General features: G+C 67.8%; 21 protein-coding genes. 8 read left to right on the top strand and 13 right to left on the bottom strand.

Translation table 11 applies throughout. The features are described 5' to 3' along the window. Positions 1-25: 25 nt before the first annotated feature. The 5 genes from G3N98_RS16170 to G3N98_RS16150 form a co-directional block, all read right to left on the bottom strand. Complete coding sequence (locus tag G3N98_RS16170; protein ID WP_206148662.1) at positions 26-727, bottom strand: ABC transporter ATP-binding protein; 702 nt, start codon at positions 725-727, stop codon at positions 26-28. After that, the gene (locus G3N98_RS16165) at positions 724-1,491 is read right to left on the bottom strand and encodes an ABC transporter ATP-binding protein (RefSeq protein ID WP_206148661.1); all 768 of its coding nucleotides are present in this window, start codon (positions 1,489-1,491) and stop codon (positions 724-726) included. Before G3N98_RS16165 ends, G3N98_RS16170 begins: the two co-directional genes overlap by 4 nt. Beyond that, positions 1,488-2,531 (bottom strand): branched-chain amino acid ABC transporter permease, encoded by a 1,044-nt coding sequence (locus G3N98_RS16160; protein WP_206148660.1) that lies wholly within the window; start codon positions 2,529-2,531, stop codon positions 1,488-1,490. Before G3N98_RS16160 ends, G3N98_RS16165 begins: the two co-directional genes overlap by 4 nt. Then, the gene (locus G3N98_RS16155) at positions 2,528-3,388 is read right to left on the bottom strand and encodes a branched-chain amino acid ABC transporter permease (RefSeq protein WP_089459596.1); all 861 of its coding nucleotides are present in this window, start codon (positions 3,386-3,388) and stop codon (positions 2,528-2,530) included. The genes G3N98_RS16160 and G3N98_RS16155 overlap by 4 nt, the downstream gene beginning before the upstream one ends. Before the next feature lie 69 nt (positions 3,389-3,457). Then, positions 3,458-4,666, bottom strand: a complete 1,209-nt coding sequence (locus tag G3N98_RS16150) for an ABC transporter substrate-binding protein (protein ID WP_206148659.1) — start codon at positions 4,664-4,666, stop codon at positions 3,458-3,460. A 228-nt stretch (positions 4,667-4,894) separates the two neighbouring features. Between G3N98_RS16150 and G3N98_RS16145 the strand changes: the two genes are divergently transcribed. Further along, the gene (locus G3N98_RS16145) at positions 4,895-5,749 is read left to right on the top strand and encodes an FCD domain-containing protein (RefSeq protein WP_089430150.1); all 855 of its coding nucleotides are present in this window, start codon (positions 4,895-4,897) and stop codon (positions 5,747-5,749) included. A 178-nt stretch (positions 5,750-5,927) separates the two neighbouring features. On the opposite strand, the gene G3N98_RS16140 is transcribed toward G3N98_RS16145, so the two are convergent. The 3 genes from G3N98_RS16140 to G3N98_RS16130 are packed head-to-tail and all read right to left on the bottom strand — an operon-like array spanning position 5,928 to position 10,230. Further along, positions 5,928-7,352 (bottom strand): aldehyde dehydrogenase family protein, encoded by a 1,425-nt coding sequence (locus tag G3N98_RS16140; protein ID WP_206148658.1) that lies wholly within the window; start codon positions 7,350-7,352, stop codon positions 5,928-5,930. 30 nt (positions 7,353-7,382) lie between these two features. Beyond that, positions 7,383-8,780, bottom strand: coding sequence for an aspartate aminotransferase family protein (locus G3N98_RS16135; RefSeq protein ID WP_175238605.1), 1,398 nt, complete (start codon positions 8,778-8,780; stop codon positions 7,383-7,385). 58 nt (positions 8,781-8,838) lie between these two features. Continuing rightward, positions 8,839-10,230 carry an APC family permease gene (locus G3N98_RS16130; RefSeq protein WP_175238606.1) on the bottom strand — a complete coding sequence of 464 codons (1,392 nt, stop codon included), beginning with the start codon at positions 10,228-10,230 and terminating at the stop codon, positions 8,839-8,841. Between the two features lie 251 nt (positions 10,231-10,481). On the opposite strand from G3N98_RS16130, the gene G3N98_RS16125 reads away from it, so the two are divergent. From G3N98_RS16125 to G3N98_RS16105, 5 genes are all read left to right on the top strand, one after another. Further along, complete coding sequence (locus tag G3N98_RS16125) at positions 10,482-11,576, top strand: AraC family transcriptional regulator (RefSeq protein ID WP_175238607.1); 1,095 nt, start codon at positions 10,482-10,484, stop codon at positions 11,574-11,576. A gap of 614 nt (positions 11,577-12,190) precedes the next feature. Beyond that, positions 12,191-12,907: an ABC transporter permease gene (locus tag G3N98_RS16120; protein ID WP_089429928.1), complete on the top strand. Its 717-nt coding sequence runs from the start codon at positions 12,191-12,193 to the stop codon at positions 12,905-12,907. After that, positions 12,904-13,815 carry a glycine betaine ABC transporter substrate-binding protein gene (locus G3N98_RS16115; protein ID WP_206148657.1) on the top strand — a complete coding sequence of 304 codons (912 nt, stop codon included), beginning with the start codon at positions 12,904-12,906 and terminating at the stop codon, positions 13,813-13,815. Before G3N98_RS16120 ends, G3N98_RS16115 begins: the two co-directional genes overlap by 4 nt. A gap of 10 nt (positions 13,816-13,825) precedes the next feature. Continuing rightward, positions 13,826-14,479, top strand: a complete 654-nt coding sequence (locus G3N98_RS16110; RefSeq protein ID WP_089429930.1) for an ABC transporter permease — start codon at positions 13,826-13,828, stop codon at positions 14,477-14,479. After that, positions 14,476-15,651, top strand: a complete 1,176-nt coding sequence (locus tag G3N98_RS16105) for an ABC transporter ATP-binding protein (protein WP_089429931.1) — start codon at positions 14,476-14,478, stop codon at positions 15,649-15,651. The genes G3N98_RS16110 and G3N98_RS16105 overlap by 4 nt, the downstream gene beginning before the upstream one ends. 162 nt (positions 15,652-15,813) lie before the next feature. On the opposite strand, the gene G3N98_RS16100 is transcribed toward G3N98_RS16105, so the two are convergent. Next, positions 15,814-16,212 carry a surface-adhesin E family protein gene (locus G3N98_RS16100; protein ID WP_175238609.1) on the bottom strand — a complete coding sequence of 133 codons (399 nt, stop codon included), beginning with the start codon at positions 16,210-16,212 and terminating at the stop codon, positions 15,814-15,816. A gap of 358 nt (positions 16,213-16,570) precedes the next feature. Here G3N98_RS16100 and G3N98_RS16095 point away from each other — a divergent pair, with 358 nt between their 5' ends. Further along, positions 16,571-19,006 (top strand): PEP-utilizing enzyme, encoded by a 2,436-nt coding sequence (locus G3N98_RS16095; protein ID WP_206148656.1) that lies wholly within the window; start codon positions 16,571-16,573, stop codon positions 19,004-19,006. Positions 19,007-19,050: 44 nt separating this feature from the next. Here the strand turns inward: G3N98_RS16095 and G3N98_RS16090 are convergent, their stop codons facing one another. Then, complete coding sequence (locus tag G3N98_RS16090; RefSeq protein ID WP_206148655.1) at positions 19,051-19,425, bottom strand: sugar ABC transporter ATPase; 375 nt, start codon at positions 19,423-19,425, stop codon at positions 19,051-19,053. Positions 19,426-19,691: 266 nt separating this feature from the next. On the opposite strand from G3N98_RS16090, the gene G3N98_RS16085 reads away from it, so the two are divergent. Then, positions 19,692-20,672, top strand: a complete 981-nt coding sequence (locus tag G3N98_RS16085; RefSeq protein WP_206148654.1) for a helix-turn-helix domain-containing GNAT family N-acetyltransferase — start codon at positions 19,692-19,694, stop codon at positions 20,670-20,672. Positions 20,673-20,979: 307 nt separating this feature from the next. Here G3N98_RS16085 and G3N98_RS16080 read toward each other — a convergent pair whose 3' ends face one another. From G3N98_RS16080 to G3N98_RS16070, 3 genes are all read right to left on the bottom strand, one after another. Then, the gene (locus G3N98_RS16080; protein WP_175238612.1) at positions 20,980-22,050 is read right to left on the bottom strand and encodes a substrate-binding domain-containing protein; all 1,071 of its coding nucleotides are present in this window, start codon (positions 22,048-22,050) and stop codon (positions 20,980-20,982) included. A 166-nt stretch (positions 22,051-22,216) separates the two neighbouring features. After that, positions 22,217-23,275 carry an ABC transporter permease gene (locus tag G3N98_RS16075; RefSeq protein WP_206148653.1) on the bottom strand — a complete coding sequence of 353 codons (1,059 nt, stop codon included), beginning with the start codon at positions 23,273-23,275 and terminating at the stop codon, positions 22,217-22,219. Next, the coding region (locus G3N98_RS16070; RefSeq protein WP_241025938.1) for an ATP-binding cassette domain-containing protein at positions 23,272-24,382 on the bottom strand (1,111 nt) is incomplete at its 5' end. The genes G3N98_RS16075 and G3N98_RS16070, both read right to left, overlap by 4 nt.

The following is a 24,382-nucleotide window of genomic DNA, read 5'->3' as shown; positions in this document are numbered from 1 at the left end:
TCCTCGCAATGAAAGGGCGCGGCGCTTACGCGACGCCGACGCCCAGGTAACGGTCCTTCACCTCGTGATCGGCCGCGAACGCCGCGTTGCTGCCTTCGTAGACGATCACGCCCTGTTCGATCACGAAGTGGCGGTCGGCGAGCTGCGTGCACACTTCGAGGTTCTGTTCGACGAGCAGGATCGCCACGCCGGCCGCCTTGATCTGCTTCAACTGCTCGACGATCTCCTCGACGATCACCGGCGCGAGCCCTTCCACCGGCTCGTCGAGCATCAGCAGCCGCGGGTGGTTCATCAGCGCGCGGCCGATCGCGAGCATCTGCTGCTCGCCGCCCGACAACTGCGCGCCGCCGTTGCGGCGGCGCTCCTTCAGGCGCGGGAAGATCCGGTAGATGTCGTCGAGCTGCCACGGTGAATCGCGGCGCGCACCGAGCCGCAGGTTCTCCTCGACCGACAGCAGGCGGAAAATCCCGCGATGCTCCGGCACGAAGCACAGGCCGCGCGCGGCGATCCGGTGCGCGGGCTGCCCGGACACCGGCCGGCCCGCGAACGTCACCGTGCCGCCGGTCGGCGCGACGACGCCCGCGATCGTCTTGAGCGTCGTCGACTTGCCCGCGCCGTTGCGGCCGAGCAACGTCACCGTCTCGCCTTCGTTCACGTTCAGCGCAATGCCCTGCAGGATGTGGCTCTTGCCGTAGCAGGCATGAACGTCCTTCACGTCGAGCATCATGCGCGGCCTCCCGTGATCATGTTGCCGAGATACGCGCTGCGCACGCGCTCGTCGCCGCGAATCGCGTCCGGCTTGCCTTCGACCAGCACGCGGCCCTGCTGCATCACCGTAATCGTGTCCGAGATGTCCATCACGATGCCCATGTTGTGTTCGATCAGCACGACCGTGTAGTCGTCTCGCAGGCCGCGGATCAGTGCCTTCATGTCGCCGAGATCGTCGATCCCCATGCCCGACGTCGGCTCGTCGAGAAAGATCGCGCGCGGTCGCGCCGCCAGCGCCATCCCGACCTCGAGCCGGCGCTGCTGGCCGTGCGACAGCACGCCCGCCGCCGTATCGGCGAAGCGCTGCAGGCCGAGCCGCTCGAGCACGTCGTCGACGATGCCGTCGTGCGCGAGCGCTCCGCGCGGCGCCGCCCACGGATTCAGCGCGCGCCGCGCTTCGACGCCCTGCGCGGCGACGCGCAGGTTCTCGCGCACGCTCAGGTTCGGAAACAGGCTCGTCACCTGGAACGAGCGCGCGATGCCGCGCCGCACGCGCTTGTGATCGGGTTCGCGCGACACGTCGTGACCGTCGAACAGGATCGAGCCCGACGTGATCGGCAGCGTGCCCGTCAACGTATGGAACAGTGTCGTCTTGCCGGCGCCGTTCGGCCCGATCACCGAATGCACGGTGCGCGGCATGATCCGCAGGTCGACGCCGCCCAGCGCCGTGAACTTGCCGTAGCGCTTGACGATGCCGCGCGCCTCGAGAATCGCTTCGCTCATTGCTGCTCCCCGGTCGTCGTCGCCGTCCGTGCGCCGCGCCGCAGCGACGCCGCGACGCGTTCACCCAACCCCCACAACCCGCGCTGCATGAACAGGCTGACCGCGATCAGCACGAGGCCGAGCAGCAGCAGCCAGCGCGGCCACAGCGTCGACAGCCAGTCCGCGAACAGCACGTAGAACGCCGCGCCGAGCACCGACGCGAACAGGTTGCCCGTGCCGCCGATCACCGTCATCACGAGGATCATCTCGCTCGTGTGATAGTCGATGTTCGACAGCGGCGCGATGCCCGTCATCAACGCGTGCAGCGCACCGGCCAAACCCGTGACCGCACCCGACAGCACGAACGCCGCGAGCTTGAAGCGCTTCACGTCGTAGCCGGCCGCCGCCGCGCGCGCTTCGTTGTCGCGGATCGCGAGCAGCGTACGGCCGAACACGGAGCGCGACACGCGCAACAACAGCCAGAACACCGCGACGAACAGCACCGCGACGAAGCCGTAGTAGCGCCACGGTGAATCGAGCGAGACGAGCGGATGCCCGAACAGGGACAGCGCGGGGCGCGGGATGTCGAGCAGCCCGTTGTCGCCGCCCGTGAGGTCCGGCGTCGTATAGGCGAGAAAGTAGAACAGCTGCCCGAACGCGAGCGTCAGCATCACGAAATAAGTGCCGCGCTGCCGGATCGAGAACCAGCCGACGAGCGCGGCCGCGACGGCACCGAGCACGGTGGCTGCCACCAGCGCGGCAGTCACCGATGCGACGCCGTGCGTCAGCACCAGCCCCGCCGCGTAGCTGCCGAGCCCGAAGAAGATGCCCTGTCCGAACGACAGCAGCCCCGTGTAGCCGAGCAGCAGGTTGCAGCCGAGCGCGGCGAGCGCGAACACCAGCACCTCGGTCGCGAGCGAGCCCGAGCTCAGCGCAACCGGCAGCGCGCACACGACGGCCACCGCGAGCCAGCCTTCCGGCCGCTGCCATGCGCCGCGCCACGGTCGCGGGCGTGACGAGGCCGCCGTCCCGGGCGGCAGCGGTTTCGACGATTCGATCATGCGGCCCTCCCCAGCAACCCGTTCGGACGCAACAGCAGCACAGCCGCCATCGCGACATAGATCATCAGCCGCGCCCCTTCCGGCCACAGCGTGCTCATCAGGCTCTGCACGATGCCGACCAGCAGCCCGCCGACCAGCGCCCCGAGAAAATTCCCCATCCCGCCGACGACGACCACGACGAACGCGACACCGAGCGCCTCGATGCCCATGAACGGGTCGACGCCGCGGATCGGTGCGGCGAGCACGCCCGCGAGCGCGGCCGTCGCCGCGCCGAGCGCGAACACGAGGCTGAACACGCGCGTCACGTTGATGCCGAGCAGCGACACCATCTCCGTCGATTCGCTGCCCGCGCGCACCGTGCTGCCGAGCCGCGTGCCTTCGAGCACCCACCACAGGAGCGCGGCGAGCACGGCCGTGAACGCGATCACGAACAGCCGGTATTTCGGGTAGACGAAGCCGCCCCAGATCACGACGCCGTTCAGCGCGTCGGGCGGCGGCACGTTGTCGCCGAGCGGGCCCCACGCGAGGATCGCGCACTCCTGCAGCACGAGCGCGAGCCCGACCGTCGCGAGGATGTGGAATTCGTGCTGCTGCGCGTACACATGACGCAGCACGAGCTTTTCGACGCTCCACGCGAACGCGCCGACGACGAGCGGCACGACCGCGAGCGCGACCCAGAAATTCGCCGACCATTGCAGCGCCTGGTAGCAGAGATACGCACCGAGCAGGTAGAACGCACCGTGAGCGAAGTTCACGAAGCGCAGCAGGCCGAACACGATCGACAGGCCGACGGCGAGCAGGAAATACAGCATGCCCACGCCGATGCCGTTGACGATCTGCAGCAGATAGACGTTCATGGCTTCCGTGTCAGAAAGGAAGGTAACGGACGTCCGCGGCGCGCGACGGCCGCGGACGCATGCACTGCGTCACGCGAGCTTGCAGCTCGTCTTGTCGACCGGCAGGAACGACTGGCCCGAACTGACGATGTCGGCGTAGTCGTCCGCGTTCTTCATCCGGCTCTTCGGCTTGCCCTTCAGCAGGTAGTAGTTCTTCAGCACCTGGTGGTCGCCCTTGCGGATTTCCTCCGGGCCCGTGAGGCCGTCGTACTTCATGCCCTCCATCGCCGCGACCACCTTCTTCGGATCGGCGCTGCCGGCCTTCACCATCGCGTCGACCAGGATCTTCGAGCAGATGTAGGAACCCGCGAGGCTGTAGTTCGGGTTCGCCTTGAACGTGGCGTTCGCGCGCTTCACGAGGTCGCGGTTCAGCGGCGAATCGATGCCGTGCCAGTACTGCGCGCCGAAATACACGCCGTCGCAGATGTCGGGCCCGAGCGCCTCGAACTGCTCGAGGCCCGACGCCCACGCGAGCAGGATCGTGCAGTTGCGCTTCATCCCGAAGCTGACGGCCTGGCGCAGCGTGTCCGACGACTGCGAGCCGAAGTTCAGGATCAGCAGCACGTCCGGCTGCGCGGCCGCCGCATTCGTCAGGTAGCCGCTGAACTCCTTCTCGGCGAGCGAGTGGTAGCTGTTGCCGACATGCTCGATGCCCTTTTCCTTGAAGATCGCCTTCGCGGCCGACAGCAGCCCCTCGCCGAACACGTATTGCGGCGTGATCGTGTACCAGCGCTTCGCCTTCGGCAGCATCCGGGTCAACGGGCGCACCGTCTGCTCGATCGCGCCGAAGGTCGGCACCGACCAGCGGAACGTCGCGGCGTTGCAATCCTTGCCGGTGATCTCGTCCGCGCCGGCCGTCGTGATGAACACGCCGCCCGCCTTCTGGACTTCCTTGCCCATCGCCAGCGACTCGGACGACAGGATGCCGCCCGCGAAGAAACGCACGCCCTTCTGCTGCGCGATCTCCTGCACGCGCCGCACGGCGGTCGCGGGCTTGCCCTCGGTGTCGAGCGCCGTGTAGGCGAGCGGCGCGCCAAGCACCTTGCCGTACTGCTGGACGATGAGCTGCATGCCGAGATCGGCGTACTTGCCGTTGGCCGCGAACGGCCCCGACATCGGCACCGGGCATGCGAGCTGGATGGACGAACCCTGCGCGAACGCGGCGCGGGACGACATGCTGCCGAGCGCACCCGGCACGGCCGACAGCGCGGCCAGTTTCAACAGTTCTCGGCGATTCAAGTTGACGCTCCTGATAAAGGGGGACACACGCGATGCGACCGACTGCCAAACCGTGCCCACGCCCTGCAGGATGCGCGCCGCCGGTTGATCCTATTTATCATGATAAATAGAATGAACCTGATGCTAGAGTTGATCAAAATTGGTGTCAATCAGGCAAAATTCCGTACCCGCGCCGGAACGGATCGTCGACGATGACGCGGCGCGGAGTCAGACAAAGGAGTCGTGAAGATGGTCATGGACCGAGCCAGGGCGGGCCTCGCGGTCGAAATCAAGCAGCCGAAGCGGGCCGACCTCGTCGCCGAGGAGATCAAGCGGCTGATCACCGAGAAGGACCTGAAGCCGGGCGATCGCCTGCCGCGCGAAGCCGAGCTGCAGCAGCTCTATGCGGTGAGCAAGAGCACGATCCGCGAGGCGCTGAAGTCGCTCGAGGTGCAAGGGCTGATCAAGGTCACCACGGGGCCGTCCGGCGGCGGGATGGTCGTCGAGGTGCCGCTCGACCGCACGTTGCAGCTGCTGCAGAACTACCTGTTCTTCAAGGACGTGACGATCGACGACATCTACACCGTGCGCAAGCTGCTCGAACCCGAGCTGGCGGCCGGTGCCGTGCCGCATCTGGGCGAGCGCGACTTCGCGGCGCTGGAGGCGAACATCGCGTGCTGCGACGGCGCGTCGGGCGTGCACGACCGCGGGCACATGCTGCGCCAGCGCCAGGAGGACACGACGTTCCACGACATCCTCGCGGCCGCGAACCCGAACCCGTTCCTGCGCTTCAGCTGCGAGCTGATCAACGAGATGATCCGGCAGCTGATCGAGTTCCGGAACGATACGCCGCTCGTGGAGCACAAGCGCTTCGGCGAAGCGAACGTGTCGATCCACAAGGCGATCCTGCAAGCCGCGCGCGAGCGCGACGCCGAGCGCGTCCGGGCGCTGATGGTCGAGCACATGACCGAGGCGCCCAAGCATGTGAAGCGGATGAAGGGCAAGCTGCGCGGGCGGTTGATCCTCGATTCCGAGATCCGCCGGCGGGCCGCCGCGCCCGTTGCGGGATCCGATGCGGGCGCAACGGATCCCGACGAGGACTGACTGCCGGCAAGCGCGGCGTCGGCGCGACGCCGCGTGCTCCGCAGCGCACGGGAAGTATCAGCCACGCGGTAATTGCCGACGCCGTGCGTGGCCGTGGCGGCCGGCCGCCGCGAGCGGCGCAGGCAATCGCGCATGCGCGCCGCGATTCACCCGGGCGGGCGCCGCATCGTACGGTTGCTCACGCGTACCCCGTCGTGCCCTTCGTCTCCAGATACTCGACGAGGCCGAACTCCGCATACTCGCGGCCGTTGCCCGAGCGCTTGTAGCCGCCGAACGGCGCGGCGGGGTTCCATGCCGGGTAGTTGATGTGGACGTTGCCCACCCGCAACCGCGCCGCCACCCTGCGCGCACGCTCGATATCCTTCGACTGCACGTAGGCCGCGAGCCCGTAGACCGAATCGTTCGCGAGCGCGATGGCTTCTTCCTCGGTCCGGTAGGTCATGATCGACAGCACCGGCCCGAAGATTTCCTCACGCGCGATCGTCATGTCCGGCGTGACGTTCGAGAAAACCGTCGGCCGCACGTAGAACCCGTCGCCGAGCCCGTCCGGCCGCCCCGGCCCGCCGGCGACGAGCGTCGCGCCTTCTTCGATCCCGAGCCGGATGAAGTGCTGGATACGGTCGAACTGCGTGCGGCTGACCACCGGCCCGATACCGGTTTCCGTCGAACGCGGATCGCCGACGACCGTGCGTTCCGCCTCCCGCCGCGCGGCCTGCTCGGCCAGCGCCAGATGATCGGCGTGCACGAGCATGCGCGTCGGCGCATTGCACGACTGGCCGCTGTTGCTGAAGCAACTGCGCGCGCCACGCGTGACCGCGTCCTCGATATCGGCGTCGGGCAGGATCAGGTTCGGGCTCTTGCTGCCGAGCTCCTGGTGCACGCGCTTCACGGTATCGGCGGCGGCCTTCGCGACCTCGACACCGGCGCGCGTCGAGCCCGTGAACGACACCATGTCGACATCCGGGTGGCGCGACAGCGCGTCGCCCACTTCGTGCCCGTAGCCGTGCACGAGGTTGAACACGCCGGGCGGCACGCCGGCTTCGTGCAGGATCTCCGCGAACAGGATCGCGCTGAACGGCGCGATCTCGCTCGGCTTGAGCACCATCGTGCAGCCGGCCGCGAGCGCCGGCGCGACCTTGCACACGATCTGGTTGATCGGCCAGTTCCACGGCGTGATCAGCGCGCACACGCCGATCGGCTCGTGCGACACCAGCAGCGAATCGGTCTGCGTGCTGAAGCGAAACGACTGCAACGCGCGGATCGTCTGTTCGAGGTGCGCGGTGCCGACGGCCGCCTGCATCGCGCGCGCGAATGCGATCGGCGCGCCCATCTCCTGGCTGATCGTCCGCGCGACCTCCTCGTAGCGGCGCTGGTAAATGTCGAGCACGCGCCGCAGCAGCGCGACGCGCTCGTCCACCGGCCAGCGCGAATACGTGTCGAAAGCCTGCTTCGCCGCGCCGACCGCGCGATCGACATCGGCCGCACCGCCGATCCTGAGCTGCGCATACGGCCGCGCCGTGCTCGGATCGATCACGTCGATCGACCGTGCATCGGCCGGATCGAGCCACTGGCCGTCGATATAGGACTGTCGTGTCGTTCTCATCGAATGCTCCTGAAATGATGGACACCGCGCTCAGCGCGTCGCCCGCGCATAGGTGTCGACGAGGATGTCGCGAATCTTCGCGACGAACCACACGATCTCGTCGCGCGACATCACGAGCGGCGGCGAGAACTGCACGATCGGCGTGCCTTCGTGATCGACGCCCGCGCGGCACAGCAGCCCCGCGTCGAAGATCGCGGGCGCGAGCAGCGTCGACACGAACGCCTGCGCGCTGATGCCGGCCGCCCAGCGGCGCGCGGCCTTGTCGGTCACGAGTTCGAGCGAGTAGTGATAGCCGTCGCCGCGCACGTCGCCGACACACGGCAGTTCGAGCAGGCCGTCGAGCGTCTGGCGGAACACCGCTTCGTTGCTGCGGACATTCTCCAGCACGCCTTCTCGCTCCATGATCGCGAGGTTCGCGAGCGCGGCCGTGCAGGCAACCGGGTGGCCGCCGTAGGTCGCGCCGTGCAGGAACATCTGCTGCGGGCCGTCGAGCACCGTGTCGACCACCGCGTCGCTCGCGATCACGCCGCCGAGCGGCACGTAGCCCGACGCGATGCCTTTCGCGAACGTGATGATGTCCGGCTTCAGCCCGTAGCGCGCGGAGCCGAAATATTCGCCGAGCCGGCCGAACCCGCAGATCACTTCGTCGGCGACGAGCAGCACGCCGTGCCGGTCGCAGATGTCGCGCAACCCGGCCGCATAGCCGGCCGGCGGCGTCAGGCTGCCGCCCGCATTCTGCAGCGGCTCGACGACGATCGCGGCGACGGTATCCGGCCCTTCCTGCACGATCAGCGATTCGATCTCGTCGAGCAGGTGGCGCGTGAACTGCGCTTCCGTCTCGCCCGCCGGGCGGCCGTAGCGCTTCGTGTTGCCCACGTGCCGCACGCCCGACATCAGCGGCTCGAAATGCTTGCGGAAGTTCGTCATCCCGTTCAGTGCGAGCGCGCCGAACGACGTGCCGTGATACGCGACGCGCCGCGCGATGAACTTGCGCCGCTGCGGCTCGCCGCGCGACTGGTGATACTGGCGCACCAGCTTGATCGCCGATTCGTTCGACTCCGAGCCGCTCGACGTGAAGAACACGCGGTTCAGCCCTTGCGGCGCGAGCGCCGCGAGCTTGTGCGCGAGCTTGATCGCCGGCTCGTGGCCCACCCCCCAGTTGGTCGCGAACGGCAGCCGCACCATCTGCTCGCGGATCGCGTCGCCGATTTCCGCGCCGTGGCTGTAGCCGACCTGCACGCAGTACAGCCCGGCCAGCCCGTCGAAGTAGCGCTTGCCGTTGCGGTCGACGAGCCAGCAGCCTTCGCCGCGGTCGAACACGGTGAGCGCGTGGTCGCGATACGCATCGGCGTGCGTGAAATGCATCAGCAGGTGGCGTTTGCCGATGGCCTGCAGGTCCGCATCGAGATTGACGTCAACAGCGTTCATGGGTCGTTCCTCCTTCAGGGTTTTCAGAGCCGGCGGCCGGCAGTCGGCCACCGGTCATTCAATTCATCGACAGCGTCGGCGCCGGGCGCGTGAAGCCGCGCGTGAGCCACACGAGCTGGCAGAGTCCGAGCACGAGCCAGCCGATGCCGACGTAGAACGTCTGGCGCGACAGGCCCGACCAGAGCCACACGTTCATCGCGAAGCCGATCGCCGGCATCACGCCGAACGTGATCCAGCCCGCGAAGCGGCGATGCTCGGGCCGGCACAGATAGCTGCGCATCACGCACAGGTTCACCACCGCGAACGCGACGAGCGCACCGAAGCTGATCATCGTCGACGCAAGATCGAGCGTGATGAACAGCGCGGACAGCGACACGATGCCGACCGCGAGCGTCGCGCGCACCGGCGTGCGCAACCGTGCATGCAGGTGGCCGAATACGCGTTCGGGCAGCACGCGGTCGCGGCCCATCGCGAACAGCACGCGCGTCACGCTCGCCTGGCCCGCCATCGCGCTCGCGAAACAGCCGGCCACGTACACCGCGACGAAGAACGCCGACAGCGTGCCGCCGCCGATGCGCCGCATCAGGTCGAGGCTGGCCGAATCGAGATCCTTGAATGCGTGCCAGTCGGGAAACACCACTTGCCCGACGTACGCGACCAGCATGAACAGCACGCCGCTCGCCAGCGTGCAGAGCAGGATCGCGCGCGGCACCGTGCGCTTCGGCTCGCGTGTCTCCTCCGACAGCGTGGTGACCGCATCGAAGCCGAGGAACGACAGGCACAGGATCGCCGAGCCGGCGAAGATCGCCCGCGCATCGCCCGACGACGGCAGCGCGACGGCCATCGACAGCCCTTCGCCCGACGCGACCCGCGCGGAAGCGATGAAGAAGATCGCGATGAACACGAGCTGGCTCGCGATCAGGATCAGGTTCACGCGATTGACGAGCCGGATGCCGACGATGTTCAGCCCGGTGATCAGCACGATGCTGCCGACGATCCACACGCCGGCCGGCACACCGGGGAAAATCTGTTTCATGTAGATGCCGATCGCGAGGTAGCTGATCATCGGGATGAACAGGTAGTCCATCAGCAACGCCCAGCCGACCATGAAGCCGGCCGACGTGCCGAAGTTGCGGCTCGCGAACGTATAGGCCGACCCGGCGCTCGGCATCAGCCGCGCCATGTGGCCGTAGCTGCGCGCGGTGAACAGCATCGCCACCAGCGTGACCGCATACGCGGCGGTCAGGTGCCCGTTCGTCTCGCTCGTGACGATCCCGTAAGTCGTAAACACCGTCATCGGCAGCATGTACGCGAGGCCGAAGATCACCAGCGTCGCGAGCCCGAGCAGATGCGGCTTGCGGTGTGGGTCCGCGTCGCCTCGCATCGCGTGCGCGCCGACGTCATGCGTCACGGCGGCTGATGCGTATCGACCTGGGCTGTCGTTGTCCATGCTGTCCTCACGTGGGTGGCGTTCACGGCTGCAACACTCGTTCGCCCGGCACGGCCGGCGGCGCACGACTGGGAGAAAGTGTGGTGCGCCAAAAAATCGGCCACGAATGAGAAAAGCGGACGTAATCAGGGGATATTTCCGGACACACCGCCGCGCGTCGCGCCCGCGAGCCATGCATGCTGCTGTGCGGCACTGGCGTTTTGCGGACATTCCGGCTATGTTCTACGCGACCCCGTCGCCCCTTCAGCACCATGAACAGTCGCCCCCATCCAGACCAGAGCCGGGCCGAGCGCAGCCTGCGCTCGTCGCTCGGCCTCGCACGCCCGGCCGGGCGCCAGGAGGACATTCCCGCCACCGTCCACGCGATCGCGGTCGCGCTGGACGAGTGCCGCGTGCGGCATATCGACGGCGCCGCACTGCTCGAAGGCACGGGGCTCGGCGCGGACGAAGTCGCGTCGCCGAACCTGCACGTGAATCGCGGCCAGGAGCAGCGCTGCTTCCACAACCTGCTGCAGTGCAGCGGCGTGCCGTCGATCGGGCTGTCGATCGGCGCGCGACTGCATGTGTCGACGCTCGGCCTCGCCGGCTATGCGATGCTGATCAGCGGCTCGGTGATGCAGGCATTCCGGTGCATGGGCCAGTTTCCGCTGTTCATGGGGCTGTATTTCGATGTGCGTATCGATGCGCACGCGGACGGCATGAGCGTGACGATCAGCCGCTACAACGGCGAGCCCGATCTCGAGGTGTTCCAGGTCGACATGTGCCTGTCGAGCCTGCGGCTGATCGTGTCCGATCTCGTCGGCAAGCCGGTCTGGCCCGAGCAGGTGCAGCTCGCGCGCCGCACGCCGCGCAACGCGGCCGACTACACGCGCCACTTCGGCTGCAAGGTCGTGTTCAATGCGGGCGACAACCGTCTCGTGTTCACGTCGGTGAACGGCACCGAGACGCCGCTGCTCGCGAACGAAGTCAGCTTCAATGCGCTGCATGGCCAGTGCGAGGCGCTCGAACGGCAGTGGGCCGCGTCGGTCGGCACGCGCTTCGCCGATCGCGCGAGAGAGCTGATGGCGCGCGACCTCGCGCGCTTCAAGTCGATGACGTCGCTCGCGGATGCCCTGCACCTGACGGAGCGCACGCTGCGCCGGCGGCTCGACAAGGACGGTCTCACGTTTCAGTCGCTCCTCGACGACGTGCGCCGCGACGAGGCGGTGAGGATGCTCGACGATCCCGAGCTGACGGTCGCGGCCATCGCGGAACGTCTCGGCTACAGCGAGCCGCGCAGTTTCCGTCATGCGTATCGACGCTGGACCGGCAGGGCACCGCGCGCCGATCAGGACGGAAGCGAATAGGCCGGGCGCGCGTGGAGACATGGTGGTGCGTGACGGTCGGGCACGACGCTGGGGCGCTCGCGAAACCCGCTTCAAGTTGACGGCCCTCGCCAATCGATTCGGAATTCGAATCATTTTTCAAACACCTGATCCTTCCCCGTTTCATCGCCACCGCATGATCGTCGGCACGCAATCCCGATCGCCCCCCACGGTAGACGCGATCATTCGATTACTCTATACTCAGCCCAACTTCATCACAAAATGCATGATCTCGTGTGCAACGTGATGTCATTTCGCAATTCGTTGCGCATGCATCCGTTTCGCCACGTCAAGGGGGCCTCCGGCTCCAGCGGCAGGTTTCATGCCCGCCGCATCCATGCCGTCTTCACGAGACGGTGCCCTGCTCGAACGCGCCTCGCCATGACGGCGCCGCCGGGCTGAACATGACAATCAGACGAACGCAGCATTGCGTTCACTCGACCGCCAGTCGCACCTCGTTGCGGCCGGCATGACTGTTTCCGTCAGTTCAAATCGCGGCCATGCCGGGATCACGAACTTCCATCGCGGCGCCATCCGGCGTCCACGCGGCGCGCGCCCGTGCGTGTGCCGCACCGAGATTGAGGGGGTGTATCTTCATGACTCGACGCACTGTCCAGCTGGTGGGCAGCCTGATCGCCATCGTCGCCATCGCCTGGGCACTCGCCCGCGGCATCGGCGCCGACACATTCAGCCAGCGCGCGGACGATCTCGCGTACTACGCGGGCCAGCACATGCTGCTGGTCGTCTATTCGATGGCGCTCGCGATCGCCGTGGGCGTGCCGGCCGGCGTGCTGCTGAGCCGGCCGCGCTTCCAGCATCAGGCCGAGCGCTTCATGCAGGTCTTCAACATCGGCAACACGATCCCGTCGCTCGCCGTGCTCGCCATCGCGCTCGGCATCTTCGGCATCGGCAGCGTGCCCGCGATCGTCGCGCTGTTCCTCGCGTCGCTGCTGCCCATCACGCGCAATGCCTACGAAGGCATGAAGAACGTGCCGGCCGCGCTGCGCGAAGCCGCCAAGGGCATCGGCATGACGGGCTGGCAATCGCTCGTGCGCGTGGAGTTGCCCAATGCGCTGCCGATCATCGTCGGCGGCGTGCGCACCGCGCTCGCGATCAACGTCGGCACGGCCCCGCTCGCCTACCTGATCGGCGCGGACAGTCTCGGCTCGCTGATTTTCCCCGGCATCTATCTCGACAACCAGCCGCTGCTGCTGCTCGGCGCGTCGCTCACCGCGATCCTCGCGCTCGTGCTGGACGGCCTCGTCGCGGCCGGCAGCCGCCATTGGCTCGCCCGCCACGGAGGTGCCGCATGACGCTCCACCGCACCATTCGATCGCTCGCGCGCCTGTGCGCCGTCGCCGCGTTGTGCGTGGCGGCGAGCGCACCGGCCTGCGCGGCGAAGCTCGTGCTGGGCGCGAAGAACTTCACCGAGCAATACGTGCTGGCGGAACTCACCGCGCAGTACCTGCGCGCGCGCGGCTACGACGTGGAAGTCCGTTCGGGCCTCGGCAGCACGCTCGTGCGCAGCGCGCTGGAGAACGGCCAGTTCGATCTCATGTGGGATTACACGGGCACCGCCGCGCTCGTCTACAACAAGATCAACGACAAGCTGTCGCCCGAGGAAATGTACCGGCGCGTCAAGGCGCTCGACGTGCCGCGCGGGCTCGTCTGGCTCGACGCGTCGCCGCTCAACGACACCTATGCGATCGGCCTGCCCAGCCCGCTTGCGCAGGCCACCGGCATCCGGACCGTCTCGCAGCTCGCCGAGCACCTGAAGACCGACCCGGCCGCGAAGCACTACGTGTTCGGGATGGACGCGGAATTCGCGAATCGCCCCGACGGGCTGAAGCCACTGCTCGCCGCCTACGGCATGCAGTTCAGCCGCGCGCAGCTCAAGCAGATGGACCCGGGGCTCGTCTACACGGCGCTGCACAACAACCAGCTGAAGATCGGTCTCGTCTACACGACCGACGGGCGCGTGAAGGGCTTCGGCATCGTGCCGCTCGAGGACGACAAGCACTTCTTCCCGCCGTACAACGCGACGCCCGTGGTGCGCAAGGGCACGCTCGATCGCAATCCGAAACTTGCGACGCAGCTCAACGCGCTGTCGGCCGCGCTCGACAACGACGTGATGCAGGCGATGGCCAAGGAGGTCGACCTCGACGGCAAGTCGCCGCGCGACGTCGCCGACGCATTCCTGCGCACGCACAAGCTGCCCTGAAGGAGAACCGATGAGCGTATTCGACTATCTCGCATCGAGCTGGCCCGAGCTGCTGCAACTCACGTTGCAGCACATCTGGCTGGTCGGCATCGCCGTAGGCTGCGCGATCGTGGCCGGCGTGCCGCTCGGCATCCTCATCAATCGCCACGACTGGCTTGCCGGGCCGCTGCTCGGCGTCGCGACCATCGTGCTCACGCTGCCGTCCATCGCGCTGTTCGGCCTGATGATCCCGCTCTTCTCGCGCTTCGGCCAGGGGATCGGCGCCGCCCCCGCGATCACCGCCGTGTTCCTGTACTCGCTGCTGCCGATCATGCGCAACACGTACCTCGCGCTGCACAACGTCGATGCGGGCATCAAGGAAGCCGGCACCGGCATCGGCATGACGTCGTGGCAGCGCCTGCGGCTCGTCGACCTGCCGCTCGCGGTGCCCGTGATTCTCGCGGGCGTGCGCACCGCGGTCGTGATGAACATCGGCGTGATGACGATCGCCGCCGTGGTGGGCGCGGGCGGGCTCGGCACGCTGATCCTGCGCGCCATCGGCCAGAGCAGCATGATGAAACTGCTGGTGGGCGCGGTGCTCGTGAGCCTGCTCGCGATCGTCGCCGACCGGCTCCTGCAGAGGCTGCAGCGAGCATTGACACCGAAGGGAGTCCAGAAGACATGATCGAACTCGACAAACTGACCAAGACCTTCACGCGCAAGGACGGCCAGGCCGTGCGCGCCGTCGACGCCGTGAGCCTCTCGGTGGCCGAGGGGGAAATCTGCGTGTTCCTCGGCCCGTCGGGTTGCGGCAAGACCACCACGCTGAAGATGATCAACCGGCTGATCGCCCCCACGTCCGGCCGCGTGCTGATCAACGGCGAGGATACGGCGCAGCTGAACGAGGTCGACCTGCGGCGCCACATCGGCTACGTGATCCAGCAGATCGGGTTGTTCCCGAACATGACGATCGAGGAAAACATCACCGTCGTGCCGCGCCTGCTGGGCTGGGACAAGAAGCGCTGCGCCGAGCGCGCGCGCGACCTGATGGCGATGGTCGCGCTCGATCCGAAGCTGTACCTGAAACGCTATCCGCGCGAACTGTCGGGCGGGCAGCAACAGCGGATCGGCGTGATTCGCGCGCTGGCCGCCGATCCGCCCGTGCTGTTGATGGATGAACCGTTCGGCGCGGTCGATCCGATCAATCGCGAATCGATCCAGAACGAGTTTTTCCAGATGCAGCGGCAACTGAACAAGACCGTGATCATGGTGAGCCACGATATCGACGAAGCGATCAAGCTGGGCGATCGCATCGCCGTGTTCCGGCGCGGCCAGCTCGTGCAATACGATCACCCCGACACGCTGCTCGCCCGCCCGCGTGACGAATTCGTCGCGCAGTTCGTGGGCCAGGACAGCACGCTCAAGCGCCTGCTGCTCGTGAAGGCCGGCGACGCCGCCACGCAGCCCGAAACGGCACGGGTCGATACGCCGCTCGCGCACGCGCTCGCCGTGATGGACGAAACCGACTGCCGCTACCTGACCGTGCTCGACGACGCGGGCCGCGCGCTCGGCTACGTGACGCGCCGCGCGGCGCGCACCGGCGGCGGCGTGTGCGGCGAGCGCGTGACGCCCTTCCCGGCCGGTGTCGCGGCGGACGACAACCTGCGCATCGTGCTGTCGAAGATGTACCAGTACAGCGCGTCGTGGATGCCGGTGCTCGACCCCGACGGCGCATGGCTCGGCGAGATCACGCAGGATTCGATCGCCGCGTACCTCAGCTCGGGCCGCTCGCGCCGGCAGACGGGCCAGCCGCCCGGCAGCCCGGCCGATGCGGTCGCGGCAAGCGCCACGCACTGATTCGTCTCCGTGCCGGTGCAGCGTCGCACCGGCACGGCCAAGCGAATCGATACCGTGCGTGATGGAAAAAAACGTGCGGCCAGGCCCGGCGATCAAACGCCGCCTGACCCGCCTTCAACTGAAAACCGTCGAACCGGAACCGGCGAGCGGACGCCATTTCCATCATCCGCGTTTGCCGCAGACGTAATCCATGACCAGCGTCTGAATGGAGTCGCGCTCGACATACCGGTAATCATCCGAATTTTCGCGAGATACGTAGACCTCGCCCGGCTGCGCTCCGACCATGCTGGTCTTGCCCATCGCCCAGGTCTTGTTCTCGCAGTCGAACGACCAATCGGAAACGAGGCGCTTCACCGGAAACGGCGCCGAGTAACGGCGCGGCTCGGCATAAACGATCTTGACCGTCACCCACGAATTGAGCGGATAACGCTCGACGGAAGCGGGATCCACATAGAGCGCGATGGCCGGGCCGGGGCCAAGCGTGATCCAGCTCTCGGCCCATGCCCCGCTTGCGACGAGCGCAAGGAATGCACCCGCAATCCAGCGTCTTTTCATTTTCATTCCTCGAATCCGGTTCGGTGAAATCCGGCGGCCTGATTCTACTTTCTCCGGTTGCGTGACGTGCGCGATTCAAACCGGATCATTCACCGACTTCAAATCATTTCTTCCAATCGACATCCGGTCACGCCTATCGAGCGCGTATAGAAAAATCCGAGCGCCGAATGCATCGCGCATTGCATGAATTCGACTCGCGTAGAATGCCCGCAACAATCGAACATCAAGCCGAGCGGGCCGCCCTTCCATTCCACTCGCACCGGCGCAACGCGAACAAGACAACACGGACACGACCCGTGGCATCCGCAAACGGCGCCGCCCCGACCGCGCGCCCTTGCGACGATCGCCCGCCGACGAAGCCTCCATGAGCAAACCGATCCTGTACCTCCTCGCCGGCAACGGCAGCGCGGCCGACTGGTGGGACGATGCGCTGCCCCACTTCCGGCATTACCAGCCTGTGCCGCTGGAACTGCCGGGGTTCGGCGGCAACCCCGCGCCGCCCTGCGAGGATCTCGCCGCCTATGCACAAGCGCTGCTCGACATGACCGAGCCGGGCCACGCGATCATGGCGGTCGGCGTGAACGCGCTGCTGGTGCTGCACGCCTTGCAGCGACGCCCCGGCCACTTCAGCCGCAGCGTGCTGCTCGCGCCCGTCGGCGCGTTCCTGTGGGAACGGCGCCTGCCGAAACTGATGGCGCCGAAGCCGCTGCGCAAGACCATCCACTGGCTGCTCGCGCACTACCCGACGCTGTTCGCCCGCAAGTTCTCGAACCTGGCCTGGACACGCGCACAGTACCGCCGCATGGGCGCCGGCTATGCGCGCTGCCGTGCGTTCCTGCCGCACTGGGATCTCGTGCGCGCCGATACCGCGCTGCCGCTGCTCGAGTGGGTCGCCGATCGCATCGAACTCGTGTGGGGCGACCAGGACAACGTGCTCGGCGTGCGCCAGGCCGCCGCATGGTCGGCGATCCTCGCGCGCGCCGACCTCACCGTCACGCTGCAGGCCGGCTGGGGACACTATCCGTGGATCGACGCGCCGGCGGCATTCGTGCACTGGCTCGAAGCGGGCGATGCCGGCTTCGTCGCGCATACCAAGGGCGGGCGCCTGGCGCTGGCGACGATGGCCGGCCTGCCCGTGCCGCCCGCGCTGTCGCTGACCCGCGCCGACGATCCGCGCCTGCCCGGCTTTCTCGCGAGCCAGCCCGATGCCGAGTGGGCGATCCGCTCGTCGAGCCACGGTGAAGACCAGGCCGATGCGGCCAACGCCGGCCTGCATACGACGTTCCTGCGCGTACCGGCAGCGCAGGCGGCCGCGCGTGTGGCGGAGCTGCTCGATGGCGGCCTCGAGGAAGCGGTCGTGCAGCGCTTCATCACGCCCGTGCTGTCGGGCATCGCGTTCGTGCGGCATCTGGCGGTCGAAGTCGAATGGGTGGAAGGCCACCTCGAAACGCTCGCCGACGGACAGGCCAGCCCGCAACGCGCGATCCTGTCGCGGCTCGGCGAGCCCTGGCAGCGCGGTACGTTCCCCACCGCGCACGGCCTGGGCGCGCCGCAGCTGTGGGCTTTCCTGCAGCGCGTGCTGCGCGCGTTCCACTACGTGCCGGGCGACGTCGAATGGGCGTGGGACGGCCGGCAGCTGTGGCTGCTGCAATACCGTCCGATCAGCAGCTACGGCTGGCATCGCCACCTGACCGCCGCGAACATCGCCGAGATCCTGCCGCCGCAGCCGAGCCGGCTGGTCGAGTACGCGCAACGACGCGCGGCCGGCAGCATCCCGGCGATCATGGCGCGCTGGGATGCACGCGTACTGCAGGATAACGAACCATTCACCGCACTCTATGGCGGCGCGTCGTACATCAACAACGACCTGTTCCTCGCCCGCCTCGCCGACTGGGGCGTGTCGGCCGGCAACTACAGCGGCGAGATCGGCGGCGCGACGCCGCCGCTGCGCTGGCGCCCGCTGCGGCTGCTGCGTTCGCTGCCGGTGTTCTGGCGCATGCTGCGCGTCGCGCGCGGGCATCTGCCAACGCTCGAGCGCGGCTTGCAGCGCTTCGACCAGGAACTCGCGACGCTCGTCGAGCAACACGCCGACGGCCAGCAACTGGCCGACTGGTTCACGCGCTTCTACGTATTCGTCGTGCAGGGCAACCTGTGCATCGCGTCGTCGCTGGCCAGCAGCGGCGGCGCACTGTGGGGCCGTCCGCCGACCGCATACGGCCAGCTCGACGACAGCCCGCATCGCCTGCCGTGGGAAACCGATCCGGGCACCGCGCGGCCCGCGCCCACCCGCCTGCCGTTGCAGGCGTTTCCTGACTGGCCGCTGCCGGTTCGCGTACTCCACGCGCTCGGCGCGCCCGGCATGCGCGGCTGGTATCTGCAGGTCCGCGAGTGGTATCGCGACAACCTGATGCGCGTGTTCTTCCGCCTGCATCATGCGATGCCGGCCGCCGATCGCGACGCGTGGTTCGCGCCCCATCCCGAGCGCCGCGAACGCAACGGCAGCTTCTGGCAGGACGGCGGCGAAGGCACCGACGAAGCGGCCGGCTTCATGATCTATCCGGGCCACACGCAAGGGGTGCTCGGCCACGACATCCTGCTGGAAGACACGCTCGATCCGGGCCGGCACGCGCAATATCAGGCCGCGCGCGCCGTGATCGCGCGCATGGGCGGCCGGCTGTCGCATGGCGCGACACTGCTGCGCGAACTGCGCAAGCCGTCGGCCGTGCTGCCGCGTGTCGACGCGGCGTGGGTCGGGCGCGAGGTGCGGCTCAGCGACGGCCGGCTGACGCTGGTCGAATGAGCGCGGCGCGGTTGCCGTCCGCCTGAGCCTGAACTGCTTGCGGGTCAGCGCACCGGCGTGCGGACGACTCCGTCGACCTTCAGCGTGCGGCGGTCGTGCGCGGCTTCGTATTCGACCGTCTGCGCGGGCGTGACGGCGCCGTACGAACGGCCGTTCACATAGACGATGCCGTCCCGCAGCTCGACCCGGTCGCCATTGACCGTCGCGGTGGCCCGTTCGCCCTGCAGTACGGCGCCCGAGCAGCCGGCGGTCGAGAAGCTGCGTACCGACGTGCCCGGCATCGCGGCGACACCGCCCGGGTCCGCCGCATGCGCCGCGCTGCACGGCGGCGCATCCATGCTGCCGGCCGCGTGGACCGCGCCGGCGCTGATGCCGCATCCGGCAAGCAACGCAATCGTCATCGGCTTCAGATGGTTCATGGTGAGCTCCGTTGTCCGCCGCCGCGGATCGATGGCCAGCCGACGCCCGTGCGCGCATGGCAGGCAGGCCGGATGCACCCAGTATGCGTCCGGTTCGCGGCACGCCGCCATCCGCGTCAGTACCACTCGTCGCCGCCCTGGTTCACGCCGACACCGGCCTCCGGAAAGACTCCGTCGGCATAACCCGTCCCCATGAAAATCCGCCTTGATCAAGTTGCGACCCGCAACTATTATTGATTGCGATCCGCAACCTTTCCAGGCCACCCATGGACCTCATCGACCCGCCCGCCAAGCCTCGCGAAGCCACGATCCTCGAGCTGCGCGACTTCTCCCGCAAACTGGTTCGCGAGCTCGGCTTCATGCGCGCGACGCTGGCCGACAGCGACTGGGCGCCGTCGGCCGTCCACGCGATCCTCGAGATCGGGATGGCGCCCGGCATCAACGCCCGCGATCTGGGCAACATCTTGCGGCTGGACAAATCGAACACGAGCCGGCAACTCGCGCGCCTCGAGGCGGCCGGTGTCGTCGAGCGGCGCGTGTCGAGCGACGATGCGCGCGCGATCGAGCTGTACCTGACCGCCGAAGGGAAAAAACTTCAGAAGAGAATCGACACGTTCGCGACGGACCAGGTGTCGAATGCGCTGCGCCGCATGGTGCCCGCCGACCAGCAGGCGCTGCTGCGCTCGCTCGCGCTGTATGCCGATGCGCTCGCGCAGGACAACGCCGCGAAAGCGCCCGTCGCGGCACTCGACGCGCCCGCGATCCGAGAAGGTTACCAACCGGGCTGCATCGGCGATATCGCGGGCCTTCACGCGCGTTTTTATGCGGAACACTGGGGCTTCGGCGCCTTTTTCGAAAAGCGGGTGGCGACCGAGCTGGCCGAGTTCGCCGGTGTGCTGCCGGCCGACGGCAAGGCGCTTTGGCTATGCCAGGAAGACGGGCGGACACTCGCGTCGCTCGCGATCGACGGCGACCCGGCAACCGGCATCGCGCACCTGCGCTGGTTCATCGTGAACGACGCGCTGCGCGGGTCGGGCATCGGGCGCCGGCTCATGACGGAAGCCATGCGCTTCGTCGACGCGCAGCGGTTTCGCGAAACCTACCTGTGGACGTTCAAGGGGCTGGACTCGGCGCGCCATCTGTACGAGTCGTTCGGCTTTGCGTTGACCAGCGAATCCGCGGGCACGCATTGGGGAACCGAGGTGGTCGAGCAACGCTTCAGCCGGCCGGGGCCATCGGGCGATTGAGTGGGCGACGGGACGGCTCCGTCGCGCTACCCCATCCCGAAGAGCGAATCGAAGACGTTCTTGATTTCTCGATGAAATAGACGAACGCGCAGGATAACCGCACTCGAGCGGCCACGCGACACGTGGCCGGCGCATCACCTGATGCGCCGCACGCGCACGATGCCCCAGACGAGTACCGCGGTCACGACGGCGAATACCGCACGCGTATCCGGATCTCGCGCACGCCGCTGCGACCGGGCGCGTGCGCGGTCACCTTCAGCGTCCGCGTCTCGAGAATGTGATCGTCGCGCGCTACGTGCCGAGGCGCTCAGTCGACTGCCGGAATCCATGCGGCAGTCGCCGCGTCGCTCGCGCGGAACGCCGGAAACTTCGCGGCGAGTTCGGCCACGGTATGAATGTCGTTCTTCACGAGATCGTCACGCGTGATCAGCGTCGGCTTCACCGCGATGCGCGCGCCCGGGTCCTGCCCTGCGACCAGCAGCGCGGCGGCCCGCACCGAGACCGCGCCGACGACCGCCGGATTGGTCGCGGCCGTCGCGACCCACGCGCTGTTCGGCGCGCGGATGGCCTCGATGTCGGCCGTCGACACGTCCGCGCTGTAGATGCGGAGTTTCGACGAGAGCCGGGCCTCGTCCGCCGCGAGCTTTGCGCCGCGCGCGAACTCGTCGTACGGCGCGAACACGACGCGAATGTCGGGATTCGCACGATACACGGCCGCCGCCTGGTTCGCGACCGATTGCGCGATCGGATTGTCGACGGTGCCCCAGCGCGCCTTTTCCTGCACCTTCGGGTGCGCACGCTTGAAATCGCGCCACGCGGCATCGCGCCGGTCGAGCGGCGCGAATCCGGCCACGTACACGTACCCTGCCGCGAACGTGTCGCCGTTGTCCTTCACCGCCTGATTCAGCAGCAGGTTCGCCAGGTCGCGATCGTTCTGCTCGATCTGCGGCACCTTCGGATTGGCGAGATCGACGTCGAACGCGACGACCTTGATGCCTTTGTCCAGCGCGCGCTGAACGACGTCCTTCAGCGATTCCGGCAAGCCGTGATTGACGATGATCGCAGACACGCCGATGCTGATCGCCTGCTGAATCTGCTCACGCTGCTCGGCCGCGTCCTGCCGGCCTTCGTAGATGCGCAGATCGACGCCGAGCGCCCGCGCCTGCTTCTGCGCGCCGGCTTCGTAGGCCTGGAAGAAATCGCCGGTCGACAGGTAGTTGACGAGCGCGATCTTCACGCCGCCCTTGTCGAACGGCGCAGGCGCCCCCTTGAGCGGACCGGCGTGGGCCGTGGGCACACCGAACACGAGCGCAGTGCCCAGCACGAGTGCACCGAGTTTCAGTTCGATACGCGACTTCCGGCGAAGCAACGAGCGCATGGCGTGTCTGTCTCCATATAGGACGATATCGGCTCAATCTATCAGCGCGCCGCGCGAATTCAAACCGACTGATTCAGCAATGGATATTATTTTGGATAACAAACCGTCCTGCCTGAAAATTCTCCGAACCGTGGATGCCCGAGCCTGGTCTCGTCGAGCTCACGCATCACGCCCGGGCATCCGTACGGCGACCGATGCCGAACGTAAATGCAAGGGCCAGCACGAGCAGTACGCCCTTGATGAAATCCTGCATGTAGTAGGGTGCGTTCAGCATCGTGAGCCCGTTGAGCAGCACGCCGACGAACACCGCCCCGACGACCGTGCCGAATACGTTGGGCCGCTTCGCGCCCCACACCGCGTAACCGATCAGCGCGGCCGCCACCGCATCGAGCAGCAGCGAGTGGCCCGCGCTCACGTCGCCGCGGCCGACCCGCGCGGCGATCAGCACGCCGCCCAGCGACGCGATCGCACCCGACACGACATACGCGGCGACGCGGTAGCGCGCGGCCGGCGCGCCGGCCAGCCGCGCGGCCGTTTCGTTGCCGCCGATCGCGTAGATCACGCGGCCCCAGCGGGTCGCCTCCATCGTCACGCAGGCCAGCACCGTCACAGCCGCGAGCAGCAGCACCGGCAACGGTACGACGTCGAACACGCGCAACCGGCCGAGCGCGAGAAACGCATCGGGGAACACGCCCGTCGCGTCCGTGCCGTCGGGCAGCACGGAACCGGTCGCGAGCGAACGGCCGCCGGTCGGGATCAACTGCAGGCCGGCCAGCAGGAACAGCGTGCCGAGCGTCGCGAGCTGGTCGGGCACGCGCAGCCGCGTAATCAGCAAGCCGTTGAACAAGCCGGCGGCCACGCCAAGCACGACGCAGGCGAGCACGGCCGCCCATGCGCTGCCGTGCCAGACGACCAGCACGTAGCTCGCGGCCATTTGCGCGGTCGCGGCCACGCTGCCGACCGACAGGTCGAAGCCGCCGGCCGCGAGCGTGACCGTCACGCCGATGCCGAGCAACGCGACGATCGACACCGCCTGCAGGATGCTGAACAGATTGTCGACGTTCAGGAACGCCGGCTCCCTGAGCGCGAACACGACCACGAGGACGCCCAGCACGAGCAGGATGCCCGTCCGTTCAAGCACATCGCGGATGCGCGCCGGCCCGGGGCGCGACGACCGTTCGGCGGATGCGGCATGGCGGACAGCGGAAGAAGTCACGGGTTTCATGAGCAGGCACGCACGATGGAAGAAGTGGGAGGCACGCAATCAAGCGTCGCGCGGTCGAATCGCACGATACGATCGGCGATCTCGGCCGCTTCCTCGAGATCGCTGACGAACACGATCGTCGTGCGCTCATGCGCATGACGCCGCAGCGTATCGACGATATCGGCGCGCGCGCCCGCATCGATGCCCTGGAACGGCTCGTCGAGCAGCAACAGCCGCGCCGGCTCGGCATGCCAGCGCGCGAGCACGACCTTCTGCTGGTTGCCGCCGGACAGGTGCGCGACGCGATCGTCGGGCCCGTCGCAGCGAATGCCGAACCGTGCGATCGCCGTCGCGGCCGCCGTGCGTTCGCGCGTTCGGCGCACCGTGCCGTTCGCGAACCAGCGCGACAGGAACGGAAAGCCGATCGTGCCCGCGATCGACGCGAACGGAACGCTGTCGGGAAACAGCGACGTGCGCCAGCGGTCCTCGCCGGCCAGGAATACGCCGGCGCGAATCGCGTCAGCCGGCGAACGTGGCCGCCATGTCCGGCCGTCGAGCGTCATCTCGCCGGCCGCCGCCCGCACCGCGCCGAAGATCGTCCGCGCGAAGCGCGACTTGCCGCCGCCGACAGGGCCCGCGATCGCGACGATCTCGCCACGCCGGACATCGAGGTCGAACGGTGTACTGGTCGGCGTCAGCCGCATCTGCCGCACGCTGAAGCCTTGGCCTGCCCCGGCTCCGGCCAGCCCGGCACGCTCCGGCACCGATGCACGCGTACGCGGCAACGGCCGGCCGATCATCGTTTCCACCGCCGCGTCGAAATCGATCGGCGCGGCCAGGTCGGCGACGATCCGCCCGTCGCGAACGATCGCCGCGCGATCGGCGATGCGGCGCAAATCGCCGAGCCGATGCGACACCAGCAGGATGGCAACGCCGTCGCGGCGCAACGCGTCCACCAGCACGAACAGCCGCTCGGCCTCCGCCGCCGACAGGCTGGCAGTCGGCTCGTCGAGAATCAGCAACGATGGCTGCCCGGCCAGCGCACGCGCCAGGGTCACGCGCTGCTGGTCGGCCAGCGACAGCGAGGCGAGCGGTGCGGCCAGGTCGACGTCGAGCCCGACCCGTGCG

The organism is Burkholderia sp. Tr-20390 (genome assembly GCF_017104595.1).
Classification (GTDB): Bacteria; Pseudomonadota; Gammaproteobacteria; order Burkholderiales; family Burkholderiaceae; genus Burkholderia.
Note: the sequence above shows the minus strand (reverse complement) of the source record. Positions and strands in the feature narration are given on the sequence as shown.